The organism is Xanthomonas chitinilytica (assembly GCF_026107455.2).
GTDB classification, from domain to species: Bacteria; Pseudomonadota; Gammaproteobacteria; order Xanthomonadales; family Xanthomonadaceae; genus Stenotrophomonas; species Stenotrophomonas chitinilytica.
On record NZ_JAPCHY010000011.1, the window covers coordinates 1 to 13,245 of the forward strand.

Here is a 13,245-nt window from a genome sequence, read left to right on the forward strand (position 1 = left end):
GGCCTCACGCAGGAAGCCGATGATCTGCTCTTCGGAAAAGCGCTTCTTCACGTCCAATCTCCTTACTCTGGGGAATTGGACTCCAGATCGCCGCGCTACTCAAAACCGGGGGGACGTCGCCGCCGCCTTGGGCGATCTTTTCCAGAGCGCAAGCGCTACGCCATTGCATGAGCAGCTGGTTATATTCGACGGCGTCGCACTTCTCCCCTGTGCAAACGGGCTCCGCAGCACAGTGGCCACCGGAGACGTTGCGATTCTTTCGTGTATTGCAGTCAATGCGCCATTGAATGCGGGCCTGACCACACATGATGGGCGAGCCACTGCAGGAAGGCGGAGAATTACAGTTATCGCCGCCGCTGAAGGCCTCTTTGGTCTCGCCATCGTCCTCCCCCTCATCCGGCTGGCCATCACCGTCAGCATCGCGCTTACATGTCCCGTCCCTGCCCCTCGCTTCCCCGACAGCACACTGACCATCACCAGGCAGGCACGCACCCGATGGCGCCTTAACCTCACCTGCTGGACACTCGTTCTTCTCGTTCGCGCAGGTGCCATCGGCTTGCTGCTTCATGCCAGCGGGGCACGTCGACTCAACACAATTACCGTAAGCGTCTTTTTCCTTCCCGTCCTCACAAGAATCGGGAAGCTGAGGTTCGCAGGATTTCAGGTGAGCGTTGTAGTAGTAGTCTGGACCGCCTTGCGACTTGCAATCAGCATCATTCTGCGGGGTCTTACAGACGATGCTCACACCATAACTACCCTTGAAAGTGCCATCGCCGCTATCACGCCACACTTCCGTGCAACCATTAAAGCAAGTGAAACTTCCATTGCGAGGGCGGCCAAATTGCTGGTACGGATATGCGCCGTTGTAGTCAGAACGGCCAGCACAAGTGCCCGTGTACGAATAATAAAAAGGAGCCGGGCAGTTTGCTGTCGGCTCCTGAGATGGCCCTCCAGTGCTGCGCTTACATGCATATCCCCCGTTGAGAGGATTGGCTGAATTCGGCTGATGCTCGCAGACATAAACACGGTCAGGAGCAGACGGGCGAACAGCATCAATTCGAGCCGTACATGCCGCGAATGCCTCACCCTGATCAGCTGCCTGCGCAACACCAGCACTAAGCAGCGCTAGAAGTGCAGCAGCGATAATGCGGGGGAAGCTCAGCTGTCGATCGCGAGCCACAGCGCCCCCAGAAGTCCAATCATCACGAAATAGCCGGCGTAAGCCACAAAAAGCTCCCCTCAGAAAGAGCAAGGGGCAGGTCGCCCTGCCCCGCCCTTGAAACATGGATCAGTTGGCAGCCTTCTTGCCGCTGCGGATCATGAAGATGAGGCCCGCAACGGTCAGCACGGCCACGCCGATCAGCATCAGCTCGGCGCGATCCACGCCATCGGTGACGGCATCAGCGAGCTCGCCGGCGAACGCCGGGGCCGACAGCATCGCGGTCGCAGCGAACGCGCTGCCGGTGTAGAACAGGTTCTTGAGCTTTTCCATTGAAATTTCCTCGATTGGTGATGGTTGGATGCCTCACGCTCCGACAGCGCGTCGCGACTGCCGGATCATGTATCCGATGGCCCATGCACCAGCGATCACCGCCGATACCTGGATGCCCTCGCCCACGCTCATGGGAGGCGGAAAGCTAGACGTGGGACCCCAGAAGACAGCCGCGCAGGTTTGCGTTGCGGCATCGAAATCCGATGCTTTGCAGTGCGCGACAAGAACGGTGTCTTCCATTGCGATAGGTTCCCGTCAGGCCGACTTGGCTGCCGGCGCAGCGGCGATGGACGGCTTGGCATTGACCAGCACCAGGCGGCCGAGCTTGAGGTCGCCGAACTGGTTCACGTTCAACGAATCCTCAAGGTCGCAGTTGTATTCGCCGACCGGGTAGGCATCAGCGCTGCCCAGGTCGAGCTTGATGCTTTGACGGAACTTCGGGCATTCGGCGATTGCCTGCTGGGTGCGGATGACGCCGGAACGGTTGTCCTTGCGCCACGACTTTTCCTGAACCTGCGTGCTGGTGATGGTGACTTTCATGGATATCTCCGATTGGATTGGATTTTGTGACGGATCACGATTTAAACGGCCCCGCCCCGCTCCGCGGGACGGTGCCCCAGCTAGGCCGCAACGTCCGAAGGGAACAGTTCGTCCAACTGGTTCTTGACGTAGCCGAGGTAATCCCCGGTCACGGTTTTGAAGCGCCCAGGTCGACCAGGGCGCGACATGTAGTCGGCGATGATGCGAATGGTTCGCTCCTCGCCCACAGCATCGAGCAGCGCACCGAAATGTGTGCCGACCTGCGTGCGCATGAACTTGGCCATCGCCTTGACACTGGCGTTGACCATGCGTTCCTTGACCTTGAGGCGCTCGAACTCGCCGATCACCAACTCTTCCAGCACCGGGTATGCACCGCCGAAATACCGGCCGGGGTTGATGAGGGCATCGAGCGGCAACTCCGTCCGCTTTGCGTATAGGCGAAGCTCGCAACGCGTGTGCCCGCTGTCCGGGTCGCCCAGCTGCTTGCCCTTCTCATACACGTTGAGCTGCTTGTGTCCCTTCTGGCCGACGTACAGCGAGCAGCCTTTCCGACTGCCCATGTCATCCACGAAAGAGCCTTGCGGCGGCCTACCGTTCATGGCGAACGCTCCGTTGAGATAGAGATCGTGAAAGCGATGGATGTCGAAGGTTTCGCCGGTCAAGTCATCGACCGCGATGTCCAGGCGCGTGAGGTGGGCGCCCAGGTCGGTTGCGACCTGATGCACCCAGTTCCAGTTCGGGACGTGCTGGCAGCCCTGGCCGGACAGGACGATGCAGACCTCGCCGGAGTCGGTAACGCCGACCTTGCCGGCCACCGAGGACGTGCAATCGATCAACGTGGCGCTGCGCGGGTAGCGCACGTTCAAGACACGGTCCATCAACGGGCCAACGACGATGGAGTCGCCCGTGCCGAACACGTAGCGCACCACATCGCTCATGCTCATGCGCCGGAACAGCTTGGCGGACTTTTCGGTGTCGAAGACCAGGGTGCAGAAATCAATCAATGGCGCGGTGAGCGTGCTGGCCTTCGGAGACTTTTGGCCCGTGTTACTGCTCGGGCCAACCGGCTCCGCCGGCCCTGCGGCGTCCTGTATCCCTGCGGTGAGGCCGGAAAAGTGGTGTTCTATGGCACCAGCACGGCCCCAGAAAGCCGCCTCGCGAGCGCTGTAGCTCATAACGGCATCAGCCACGGCGCACCTCAGCGCGGCTCATGGCAACAAGCTGCTGGGCGCGAAACTCCCGGTAACGTGACGCATCACGAATATCAAGGATCGCACCGAAGAGGCGGGCAACGCCGAACGCGATGCAGATCACGGAGCCAAGCAGCGCGAGAACCAGGGCAACGGCGCTCAAGGCGTCAACCCCAGGGCGAGGATGCGGCGCTCGATGGCCTCTTCCGCCAGAGCGACCAGGTCAGCGTTGCCGGCGCGGCGCCACGACTTGCGGGCGCGGTAGAGCTTCCAGAGCGGATAGCTCGCGAGACGTTCGATATCCATGCGGACCCCTGCCCCCTTGCCCCGAAGTGCCCGCCCGCGACGTAGGGGGACGCCGGGGCGGGGCGATCCAAGGCCCTTGGATCGCGGGCATGATTCAATACCCTTGAACTTTGAAAATCAAGGGCCTTGAATCGTATGGACGTCAATTCGCTACTTGACCAGGCTAAAGAAGCCTGCGGAGTGAGCTACGACAAGGACTTAGCGCCGAGACTCGGCGTGCGGCCATCCGCGATCAGTAACTATCGAAAGGGCGTTTCTCACCCAGACGCGGTGGTTTGCGCAACTTTGGCCGGCCTAACTGGCGTTCCACTTGCGCGCGTGCTGGGGGTGATAGGTGAAGCTCGAGCCATCAGCCGCGAGGAAAAGGCCGTCTGGCGCAAGCTGGCAGCCACTGCGATGGCCCTAGTGATGGCGATGGGGCTCGCCCTTCCAGGACACGCACAAGCGGCTACAGCGGGCGTTGATGCGCAGTCCGAGGTATACATTATGCGAAAAAACATATCGGTCGATGCGCGCCCGGCTGCGCTGGATTTGGCTATGGATCAAGTTGATTGCCGCCGCGGAACTGCCCCATCTTCTCCCGGCACTTGCCCCATTTGCTCCCAGCAAATACCCCAATGGTGAACTTGACGTGCGATCCGTCGGGCAGAACGAACTCATAGTCGCGGGTAGAGCCCGGGTTGCCCCCCTCAAGCAGACCCCCAACATTGGCGAACTCGAACCAGCAGATTTCCGAAACGTGTCGCCCCTTGGAATTGGGATCGGCAAGCCTGCAGATCGACGAAACCGGCCGTGCCGTCGCCGGCGGTCTCGGTGGACGGGCCGAAGGCTGCACGCCTGCCGTGGACACCTGATCGCTGGGGCCACGCGGAACCGTCGTATCCAGGCGAGAGGTCCGCTCGCCCACGCCAACGGATGCGGTGCAACGACTTTCACCGCTGCAGTCCGCTCCCTTGACCTGCACCTGGTTGACGATTTCATGCAGGTCCGTCGGCAGATCCGTGGCCAGCTTCATCGCAAAATGGAGCACGACTTCGTCGCCGTCGCGTCCTGCCGCCGCAAGTTTGACGGATTGCGTCAACGGGCACCGGTCGCTGCCGACGGCGCAGGCGAAGCTGTTCGGCGTGCGTCGCGGGCCGGCCAGTGCGCTGGCATGGGCAGGCAGGACTTCGTATATGTCGGTGGGTGCGAGAGTGACCGGATGGCTGGCGCGGTTCCTGACGCTTATCTCGTATTCCAGCAGATCGCCCGGCAACACGTTCAGCCCATCGACGTACCGGCTGTTGTTGACCGACACCAACTCCTTGCGCACCACAACGCTGCCCAGTGGCAGATCGTCGCCATCGACGTGATCTTGCGCATGGCTGTCACCCAGTATGGAGCAGCCGATTAACAGCAAGATCACCCAGGCTCGTGTCATTGCGCTGATCAACCTGCACCCCGGCTCCGTAGTTCGGCGCATCGGGAGCATCTCCCCAATGCCCTACCAATATGAATGCTGAACAAGGCAGTGTGAGAGTTTCGTGATCAACGGCTGCCCCACTTCATCACCTTTCGCGAGCGGCTCACCGGACAGCTGGACCAACGGATGGCATTTCGAGTTACTTGGGCTACCAGCCTTGCCCGAAGATACAGGACCCATTACAGGGCCTCGACTATCGCCCCCTCCCCCAACCACAACGAGGCTGCCCCGAATCCATACCGCCCCGCCAAAGCGCCTTCCCTTCTAACAGCAATCGCCTGGATCATTCGCTTGACACAAGGATTACTCGATGGAACCCGAGCCCCCTTGTCCCGTATGGCGGCAGTGCCTGCAAGCAAAACAATCTCCTGCCGTCACACCTCAAAGCGTCCGGTAAGTCTCGGACTTCACTTCCAGCCGTATCGGGAGCGCATGAATTGAACCTGCGCTTCCCATCCAATCCGCACTCCAGGCATTCAAGACAAACAAGCTCAACTGGCTCACGAAGACAGCCCGTGATCGGCTCGCCCCATGTCTCGCCGCATTATCTACCGCTGACCCGAAAACACTTCATTCCGCTCGGCCAAGGTCACTCCCTGCCCATTCTTATAGTAAAAAACGCCGTTTCCATCCTGGCCAGGCAATCCAAGGCTGGCGTATCCCCACGATCCCAGCGACTCCCGGCGGCACGCGCTCGTGGTGCATTCCAGTCTGCTGTCGAACCTGGACCAGGGCATTGATCCGGCGCCGCTCTTGCAACCTGTTCAATATCCTGCACCCGACATGCGCACTGGGCGGATGCGCCAGACGGCGTATCCAGATGACAGTTTCAGCAGACTACTGAGACGGGTCGGACAGGCGCCTTTTCGGACATTCCAGGACGCGATGCCCCATCGAAGCCTCCTTGGCTTTTCCGGTCCCGGCATCCGCTGGAACCCGTCCTCGCCCCCGACAGACTCACGCCTCCATCGCCCCGGCCAGATCCGAGGTGTACTGCAGCACCTTGTCGTCGCCGGACAGCTCCACGACCGTCACATCCCGGCCCGCCAATGCCTGCGACAACCGGACGGAGGCCTGGTCGGCCCAGTGCATCTCGCTTGCCGGCAAGCGCAGCGACACGCTGCCGCCGGCCGCCTGGTGCACGACGTAGCGCGACAGCGGCAAGGCAGCCAGCGCATGGGTCAGGTCGATGTTGTTGATCCAGTCGCCATCGGCGGTGAGGAAGCGCACCGGGCGCCGGCCCTGGAGGTGCCGGATCACCGGGCCGTCGGGTCCGGCTTCCAATGCCCCGCGATCGCCGGTGCGGTAGCGCAGCAGCGGCAGGCAGAAATTGAAGCCGCCGGTCAGGGCGATCTCGCCCACCTCCCCCGGCGGCAGCGGCCGCCCCGCCGCATCCAGGATCTCCACGTACATGCAAGGCTGCAGCAGCACGTGTCCGCCGGCCGTCGCGTCGTACACGCCGAGGGGGCCGGCCTCGTTCATTGAATACACATCCAGGACCGGGCAACCGAAGCGTTCCTCCAGGCGCGCGCGCAACGCCGGCGACAGAGCCATCGAGACCGAGATCAAGGCGCGCGGGCGGTGCCGGACCGGCAATGCGAGCAGCGTGGCGAACGAGATCGGGTCGCCGGCGATCACCTCCGGGCGCATCGCATCGAGGTAGCGCGCGCGGTCGTCCGGGTCGCGCCAGTCGTCCGGATGCAGGTTGATCTTCGCCAGCCCCGACTCGTCCATCGTCGGCGTCACCGACACGTAGGTGAAGCACCGGCGCTGGTGGCCCAGCAGCATCACCCCCACCTCGCCGCGACCATGCCGCAACTCGATGCCCGCGCGGCGCATGGCGCGCTTGTGGAAGGCGAGATAGCGCCCGGCCACCACCGGGTGCGACGGCAGCACCAGCGGATGGCCGGTGGTGCCGGTGGTGCTGAAGTTGATCATCCGCTCCAGCGGCACCGGATCCGGCACGAAGCGGGCGATGTCGGCCGACAGTTCCGCGCGGCCGACCGGGGCGATCGCCGCGAACTCCCCGGGCCGCACCTGCGCCCGGTAGTACGGCACCTCCCGGAACACCTGATCCACGAACGAGGGCAACCATTCCGGGGCGCGTCCAGGCACCCAGCCGATCGGGGCGTCCGCCATCCTCGCCTGGTACTCGCGCAGCGCCTGCACCTCCTCGTGCAGCAGGCGGTTGCCGCTGCGGTTGCGGAAGACCGGCGCGGCCGGGTGTTCCCTCATCCGCTCCAACACGGCGCGCCCGGCATCGCTCAAGGTCGGGTAGCGGTCCGCGTCGGTCGGTTCCGGCGTCACTCGCGCGTCCACTTGTCCGCCGACTCCTGCGCGGCCTTGCGCGCCAGCGCCTCGCGGATCGCGCGTGCCCGCGCTTCGGCGGCGCGGCTGGCATCCAGCAGCCGGCGCCGCTCGACGCCGCTCAGGCTGGCCAGGCGGTCGGCCGCCTGCTCCGGGGTCTCGCCGGCCGGCACCAGCCCCAGGCGGGCGACGACGGTACGCGCGAGTTCCTCGCGGCGATCGGGCTCGAACACGTAGCGCGCCGCCTTGGCTTCGTCGGCCAGCGCCGGGACCGCCTCTGAGAACAGCGCCGGCAGCTCCGTTGCCGCCGTCCGGCACGCGCGCCAGGCGCTCTCGTCGGCCAGCAGCCAGGCCACCACTGCCGCCAGCGCAAGCTGGTTCTCCGGCACGCCCGGCAGTTCGCCGGACAGCGTGGCCAGCAGCGTGCGCGGCGGCCGGCAACCCCGCAGCGCCAGCACATCGGCGACCACCGCGGCGACGTGCAGCGTCCCTGCCCTGCCCCGGCGCGGCGGGTCGAGGAAATCGGCCGGCGTGTCCACGAGCCGGCGCAACAGCAGTTCGAGCGAAGGGCCGTTCGACATGTTCATGTCCCGAACTTGGCAAAAACCTGGGTGGAGGGGCAATCCGCGCATATGCCGGCCGGCATCGCGCGGCGCGCGCCGGAAAGGCGGGCCCGCAGCATCGCCACGTCGCCGACGGTCCGCAGCGATCCGGTCGGCACGCCATACTCGGCGAGGGTGAAGCTGCACGGCGCAATCCGCCCGTACTCATCGATGAAGAGGCTCGGCCGGCGCGACTCGCAGTCGGCGACGGCAATCGCGCGGCCGCGGGCGGTGGCATCCAGCCGCTCCACGTAGGCCGGGTCGGCGATCAGGCGCACACCGCGCGATGCCAGGCGTTCCACCAGTGCGGGCAGCATGCTGCGGAGATCGGCGATGTCGGCCGGACGCAGCGCCTGCGCAGGATGGAATTCCGGGCGGTCGCGGCCGCCCAGCTGGTTGAAGGTGATCTCGTCCATGCCCCAGTCGGCGAGGTGCCCGCACAGTTCCGCGAACTCGGGCAGGGTGTCGCGCATCAGCACCACGTTGGCGCGCAACCGGAACCGCGGGGCGCGCGCATCGGCCAGGCGGCGCACGCCCTCGGCCAAACGCCTCCAGCCGCCGGGCCAGCCACGCAGGCGCTCGTGCGTCGCCGCCAGTCCGTCCACGCTGACGGTCAGCTCGTCGAAAGAAGCCAGGATCGCCTCCACCTCGCCGGGCCGGTGCAGCGTGGTGCCGTTGGTCGTCGCGCTCGTCCGCAAGCCGTGTCGTTCGCGGAACCGGCGCGAGAGCGCGAGCACTTCGCGCCACAGCAGCGGCTCGCCGCCCAGCCAGCTGAACAGCACCTCCTCGCCGGTCTCGGCACGATGGCGGCCGAACAGCTCGCCCAGCCGCGCTATCTCGACCGCGTCGGCGCGCGGGCGCGTACCGCGCAGCCGGCGGTCGTACGCGCAGAAGCCGCACGCCAGGTTGCAGGCCGTGGCGATGCGCCAGAGCACGATCATGCTGCCCTGCCCGCGGCCGCACCGCCGTAGTGGCGACGGCTGAAATCGCGCGCGAAGGCGAGCAGCCCGGCCATGTCGCGCACGGCATGGATGTCCCACCCTTCCACCTGCGCGCGCCGCAGGTCGGCCTGCCAGTCCATCGTGCCGGCGAGCGGCGCATGCAGGTTCAGCGCCATCGTGCCGCCGGCACGCGCGGTGCGCAGTGCGTGCGCGGCGATGTCCCAGCCACTGTTGCCGCGCTCGTCACGTTCGAACATCGTGGTGATGCCGTCGTCGGACAGGTGCAGGATGTGCACCGCCCGGTCGTGCGGCGTGCGCCGGGCATAGGTCTCGCGCAGGCGGTGGATGGGGAAAGCAGTGGCGCCGCCGAAGAAACCCGTGAGCACGCGCAGGATCGCGTCCTCCGAACGCACGAAGCCATCGGTGCACACCAGCTGCGCCTTGCCGCTCCACAGCGTGGCCTGCACCCTCGAGCCGGCCCGCAGCGCCGACAATGCGACCACGGCGCCGGCCAGCGCCAGCCAGGAGGTATGGGTCTGCGGGTTGGGCATCGACCCGGAACTGTCGACGTACAGGTCCAGGTCCACCGGCTGCGGATCGGGCTCGCGTCCCGGCGCCAGGCCGTAGCTGCGCTGTACCGTGGTCAGGCCGGGCACCACCCGCGGCGATTGCAGCAGCGTCTGCATCCAGTCCAGCGCATCCAGCGGGTCGCCCGGCTCCCAGGGTTCCAGGCCCTCCAGCTGCGGTTCCAGCGCTTCCGGCTGCGGCGAGGCGGGGAAGCGGATCAGGTGCGGCAGGGCGCGTTCGCGGTAGTAGCGGACGGCCAGCTCGTGGTCGCTCAGGTCGAGTCCGGCCGAGCGCAGGATCTCGCCGTACTCGAACGGCTCGCGCGCCTGCCCGCGCGACTCGCCGGCCACCTCTCCCGGCAGCGGTGGCGCCTTGCCCGACCCGGCGACGTCCTGCGCTTCGGGCGGTTCTTCGCCGGTGATGCGCGGGTCCATCGCCGGATGCGTCGCCGGCGCCAGCTCGTCCTCCTCGATGCGGTCCAGGCCGGCGGGACGGCTGCCCTGCCCCGCGTGGCGGGTATCCATGAGCGCCTCGACGCGCGGATCGTGCGCGTCCTCCACCAGGTGCGACAGCAGCAGCGTCGCGAAGCGGCCGCCGCCCTCCAGCCAGTCGCCGGCGTACACGCGGACCAGCCGCGCGCCGAGCCAGGCGTCGCCGCGCACGACGGCATCCTCCACCGGCCCGCCGAGCGAACCGGCCGGCAGCTGCCACAGCTGTTCGTAGATGCCCATGTAGAGCGCCCACACCGCGCTCGTCCCGCTCCCGCCCTTGGCCAGCGCCAGCTGCCGGTAGATGTCGGCCATGCGCAGTCCGCACCGGCGCTGCAGGCGGTCGTTGATCAGCAGGTCGGTATAGAGGTTGGCCACCATCGGCGCGTGCGCTTCCAGCGTGGGCAGCGCACGGCGCATGCGCGCGAGCAGCCGCGCGTGGTCGGTCGCGGTAGCCGGCGCCAGCACGTGGTGGCCGATCTCGTGCGCGAGGATCTCCACCTCGTATCCGTCCAGGCCCCAGCGGGCCACGCCTTCCAGGTCGATCACCACGCGTTGGTCGGCCAGGCGGATCATGGCGAAGCTGGCCGTCAGCCCTTCCTTGGCCGCCTCGATGCTGCTGCCGCACAGCCGCGGGTCCTGCAGCCGGGTGTGGCGGCTCCAGCTGGCCAGGGCGTCCGCCCAGGCATCGCGCCATGGCGCCAGCGCCTCCATCCCGGGCATGGCGGCTTTCACGAGGCCAGCGGCAGCACGCGGATGCGATGCGACCACGGCGAGAACACGGCCACGCTGGTGGCGTTGCTCACCGCCTGCAGGCCGTCCTCCGGAACGTCGAACGCCACCGGCCTTCCGTCGATGTGGACGCCTTCCGGCGCGATCCGCACCTTCGGCGATACCGTGCTAGCGGCACCCTCGAACTCGGCCGCCGTCGCCGGCAGTACCACCGCGCCGAAGGCATCGGCCAGCAGCAGGTGATGCCGGCCGCCGCTGGCGACGACGAATCCGTCCTCGCCGCCGCGCACCTGCGGCGGCGCCGCGAACGGTCCGCCCAAGCCGGTGAATCCGCCGACGGTCCAGCCCTGCGCCGGCGCTTCGTCGGCGCCCGGGTTCCACCAGGGCTGTGCTTCCAGGCGCCGGCCGACCGTATCCCAATCCGACGACGGCGGCGCGCCCAGCGCGGCGAGTGCCAATGCGGGAGGCAGGTTCGCCGCCTGTTCGAGCGCACCGCGGCGCAGGTGCGTCATCCCGCAGCGCCATGCGCACAGCGCACCGAGCCGGCGCAATGCTGCGACGTCGGCACAGCCGCCGGCCAGCGCCGACATCCGTTCGACCCATTGCTCCACCCGCGCGCCCGGCACGCTGCCCATGCGCACCACCGCGTTGGTCACCGTTCCCAGCGCCTGCAGCGGCGATCCGGCGACGAGCGCGGCAATCGCCGGCGGCAGCCGCTGCCAGGCCAGGTCGACCCACGGCAGACGCGCGGCCGGCCCGGCCAGTCCCTGGCCGACGAGGTCGAGCCCGATGTCGTACGCCACGGCCACCGCTTCCGGCGTGGCGGCAGGATCGACCGCATCGACCGCGACGGCGACCGCGTCGACCTGGTGTACGAGGAACGCCTTGAACGCGGCGGTGTCGAACGCCGGCAACCGGTGCCGCGTTTCCGCGACGCGCTGGTTGAAGCGGCTGCGTTGCGCGGCCAGCACGCGCGCCAGTGCGGCCGATGCCGTCATCGCGCCCGCAGCCAATGCAGGTAGTTGGTGTAGCGCTGGTGCAGGTACTTGAGCTTGAGCAGGTCGTCGTACAGGTGGCCGTAGAGCTTGCGCCCCTTCGTCCACTCCTCGATCGTGCGCTCGATGCGCGCCAGCCGCGCCCGCGTCTCGCGCTCGCTCACGCCCTCCAGGCCCTGCGCGAACTGCGCCGAAAGCTCGCCGACCGGATCGTTGCGGTCCAGGTCCAGGCGGTCGTACTCGCCGTTGGAGGCGTCGAACAGTCCGCGCAGCCAGCTCAGCCGGTCCGTCCGCAATGCGGCGTTCTCCGGCAGCGCGAAGAACGGCGCGTCCAGGTCGGGCTGCAGCTTGTCGTTGAGCACGAACGGCAGGATCTGGCGCACGTCCTCCAGCGCCACCGCGCCGTTGCCGCGGAAGTACGCCAGCGCCTTGGCGAAGACCAGCAGCGTGGTCAGGTTGCGCACCGACAGGCCGTTGCGGGTCTGGCAGCCGAGGTCCTTCATGCGGTCGCGCCCGGTATCGGCGGCGGTGGCCTGCGCCCAATCGGCGCCGGCCAGGCGCACGGTGTCCTTGGTCAGGTACTCGAACTGCGCGCCGGCGGTCTCCATCAGCTCGAACTGGCTGCAGAAGAACTCGATGCGGCGGCGCACGTCGTGCGGGACTTCGACCGCGCGGACTTCCTGCTGCAGGCGGTCGCCCTCCTCCCCGGTGAACACGATGTCCCGCGGCACGACTTCCTCGGGACGGATGTTCTCCTCGATGCGCAGCAGCATCTCGTCCAGGAAGCGCGGGTTGAACGCCAGCGCCTGCACGATCACGTCGATGCGGTCGCGCAGCGCCTCGATGACCTGGTAGGTGCCGCCGCCGCGGTCGTCGTTGGCGGTGAGGTACCAGGCCGACTCGGGGCATTCGTAGACGTGGTTGAGTATCTCCGCGTAGTTGTCGCCCATGAGCGTGAGCAGCGCGCTCTGGGTGCGGGTCGGGATGCGGTTGTACTCGTCGATGATCTTGACCCGCATCCCCAGCCAGCTGCGCCAGGCGATGCGGATGTCCTGCATGTCCTGGGCGGCGACCAGGTCGGCCGGCAGCGGGTTGCCCAACAGGTCGGCAACGGTCATCTGCGGATGGCCGTGCTGCATCGCGCGGCGCACCTCGCGCACCGGATAGCCCGCCAGCACCCCCATCAGGATCGCGCTGGCCGTCTTGCCACGGCCCGGACCGCCCACGAACAGGCACTTGCGGCGCGTGGCGAAGGTCAGCAGCGGCAGCAGCACATAGCTGGAATAGCTCTGCGCGGAGGGCAGCGTCAGCACCCGGCGGCTGTCGCCGACGGCAAAGCTGGCCGCTGGCCCGTTGTTGTACTCCAGGTCGTAGTGGGGGCTGATGATCGCGTTGTTGACGATCCAGAAGTAAGCCTGGCGCAGCTTCTCGTCGAGCCGGAGCGGCGCCTGGCCGGCATCGGCCGCGGTCTGCACCGGTCCCTCGTACAGCTCGGCCACATCGAACGAACGCGATGCCGGTCCGGATCCCGGATTGGTCGGCGCCTGCGAGACCCGCTGGAACAGATTGAATGGCAGCACTCGATATCCCGATCGGTGGTCACGCATCAGTTTAGGAGGTTTC

The 13,245-nt window shown here is 66.8% G+C and carries 13 protein-coding genes; 1 reads left to right on the top strand and 12 read right to left on the bottom strand.

Annotation, left to right across the window (positions count from 1 at the left end; genetic code table 11):
- Positions 1-1,288: 1,288 nt before the first annotated feature.
- The 5 genes from OK345_RS12745 to OK345_RS12765 all read right to left on the bottom strand — a co-directional run bounded on the left by OK345_RS12745 (position 1,289) and on the right by OK345_RS12765 (position 3,528).
- Entirely contained in the window at positions 1,289-1,492 is a 204-nt protein-coding gene (locus OK345_RS12745; protein WP_265128366.1) for a hypothetical protein, read from the bottom strand.
- A 255-nt stretch (positions 1,493-1,747) separates the two neighbouring features.
- Complete coding sequence (locus tag OK345_RS12750; protein ID WP_265128367.1) at positions 1,748-2,032, bottom strand: single-stranded DNA-binding protein; 285 nt, start codon at positions 2,030-2,032, stop codon at positions 1,748-1,750.
- Between the two features lie 80 nt (positions 2,033-2,112).
- Positions 2,113-3,207 carry a replication initiation factor domain-containing protein gene (locus tag OK345_RS12755; RefSeq protein ID WP_265128368.1) on the bottom strand — a complete coding sequence of 365 codons (1,095 nt, stop codon included), beginning with the start codon at positions 3,205-3,207 and terminating at the stop codon, positions 2,113-2,115.
- Positions 3,208-3,214: 7 nt separating this feature from the next.
- On the bottom strand, positions 3,215-3,385 hold the full coding sequence (locus OK345_RS12760) for a hypothetical protein (RefSeq protein WP_265128369.1): 171 nt from the start codon (positions 3,383-3,385) through the stop codon (positions 3,215-3,217).
- Entirely contained in the window at positions 3,382-3,528 is a 147-nt protein-coding gene (locus tag OK345_RS12765) for a hypothetical protein (protein ID WP_265128370.1), read from the bottom strand. Before OK345_RS12765 ends, OK345_RS12760 begins: the two co-directional genes overlap by 4 nt.
- Positions 3,529-3,663: 135 nt before the next feature.
- Between OK345_RS12765 and OK345_RS17770 the strand changes: the two genes are divergently transcribed.
- A complete protein-coding gene (locus tag OK345_RS17770) occupies positions 3,664-4,152 on the top strand; it encodes a DUF3693 domain-containing protein (protein WP_425510971.1) in 489 nt (162 codons plus the stop codon).
- Here OK345_RS17770 and OK345_RS12770 read toward each other — a convergent pair.
- From OK345_RS12770 to OK345_RS12800, 7 genes are all read right to left on the bottom strand, one after another.
- Positions 4,064-4,948, bottom strand: a complete 885-nt coding sequence (locus tag OK345_RS12770) for a hypothetical protein (protein WP_265128371.1) — start codon at positions 4,946-4,948, stop codon at positions 4,064-4,066. The genes OK345_RS17770 and OK345_RS12770 overlap by 89 nt on opposite strands.
- 999 nt (positions 4,949-5,947) lie before the next feature.
- Positions 5,948-7,297 carry an AMP-binding protein gene (locus tag OK345_RS12775; protein ID WP_265128372.1) on the bottom strand — a complete coding sequence of 450 codons (1,350 nt, stop codon included), beginning with the start codon at positions 7,295-7,297 and terminating at the stop codon, positions 5,948-5,950.
- Complete coding sequence (locus tag OK345_RS12780; protein ID WP_265128373.1) at positions 7,294-7,878, bottom strand: hypothetical protein; 585 nt, start codon at positions 7,876-7,878, stop codon at positions 7,294-7,296. Before OK345_RS12780 ends, OK345_RS12775 begins: the two co-directional genes overlap by 4 nt.
- Before the next feature lie 2 nt (positions 7,879-7,880).
- Complete coding sequence (locus OK345_RS12785; RefSeq protein ID WP_265128374.1) at positions 7,881-8,840, bottom strand: radical SAM protein; 960 nt, start codon at positions 8,838-8,840, stop codon at positions 7,881-7,883.
- Positions 8,837-10,618, bottom strand: a complete 1,782-nt coding sequence (locus OK345_RS12790; RefSeq protein WP_265128375.1) for a vWA domain-containing protein — start codon at positions 10,616-10,618, stop codon at positions 8,837-8,839. The genes OK345_RS12785 and OK345_RS12790 overlap by 4 nt, the downstream gene beginning before the upstream one ends.
- Before the next feature lie 8 nt (positions 10,619-10,626).
- Positions 10,627-11,625, bottom strand: a complete 999-nt coding sequence (locus OK345_RS12795) for a hypothetical protein (RefSeq protein ID WP_265128376.1) — start codon at positions 11,623-11,625, stop codon at positions 10,627-10,629.
- A complete protein-coding gene (locus OK345_RS12800; RefSeq protein ID WP_265128377.1) occupies positions 11,622-13,202 on the bottom strand; it encodes an AAA family ATPase in 1,581 nt (526 codons plus the stop codon). Before OK345_RS12800 ends, OK345_RS12795 begins: the two co-directional genes overlap by 4 nt.
- Positions 13,203-13,245: the final 43 nt, after the last annotated feature.

Excerpts from the sequence above, each read along its gene's own strand:
- OK345_RS17770 (WP_425510971.1), top strand. The coding sequence starts at position 3,664 with ATGGACGTCAATTCGCTACTTGACCAGGCTAAAGAAGCCTGCGGAGTG.
- OK345_RS12795 (WP_265128376.1), bottom strand. The coding sequence starts at position 11,625 with ATGACGGCATCGGCCGCACTGGCGCGCGTGCTGGCCGCGCAACGCAGC.
- OK345_RS12750 (WP_265128367.1), bottom strand. The coding sequence starts at position 2,032 with ATGAAAGTCACCATCACCAGCACGCAGGTTCAGGAAAAGTCGTGGCGC.
- OK345_RS12785 (WP_265128374.1), bottom strand. The coding sequence starts at position 8,840 with ATGATCGTGCTCTGGCGCATCGCCACGGCCTGCAACCTGGCGTGCGGC.
- OK345_RS12770 (WP_265128371.1), bottom strand. The coding sequence starts at position 4,948 with ATGACACGAGCCTGGGTGATCTTGCTGTTAATCGGCTGCTCCATACTG.
- OK345_RS12745 (WP_265128366.1), bottom strand. The coding sequence starts at position 1,492 with ATGGAAAAGCTCAAGAACCTGTTCTACACCGGCAGCGCGTTCGCTGCG.
- OK345_RS12765 (WP_265128370.1), bottom strand. The coding sequence starts at position 3,528 with ATGGATATCGAACGTCTCGCGAGCTATCCGCTCTGGAAGCTCTACCGC.
- OK345_RS12755 (WP_265128368.1), bottom strand. The coding sequence starts at position 3,207 with ATGAGCTACAGCGCTCGCGAGGCGGCTTTCTGGGGCCGTGCTGGTGCC.
- OK345_RS12780 (WP_265128373.1), bottom strand. The coding sequence starts at position 7,878 with ATGTCGAACGGCCCTTCGCTCGAACTGCTGTTGCGCCGGCTCGTGGAC.
- OK345_RS12790 (WP_265128375.1), bottom strand. The coding sequence starts at position 10,618 with ATGCCCGGGATGGAGGCGCTGGCGCCATGGCGCGATGCCTGGGCGGAC.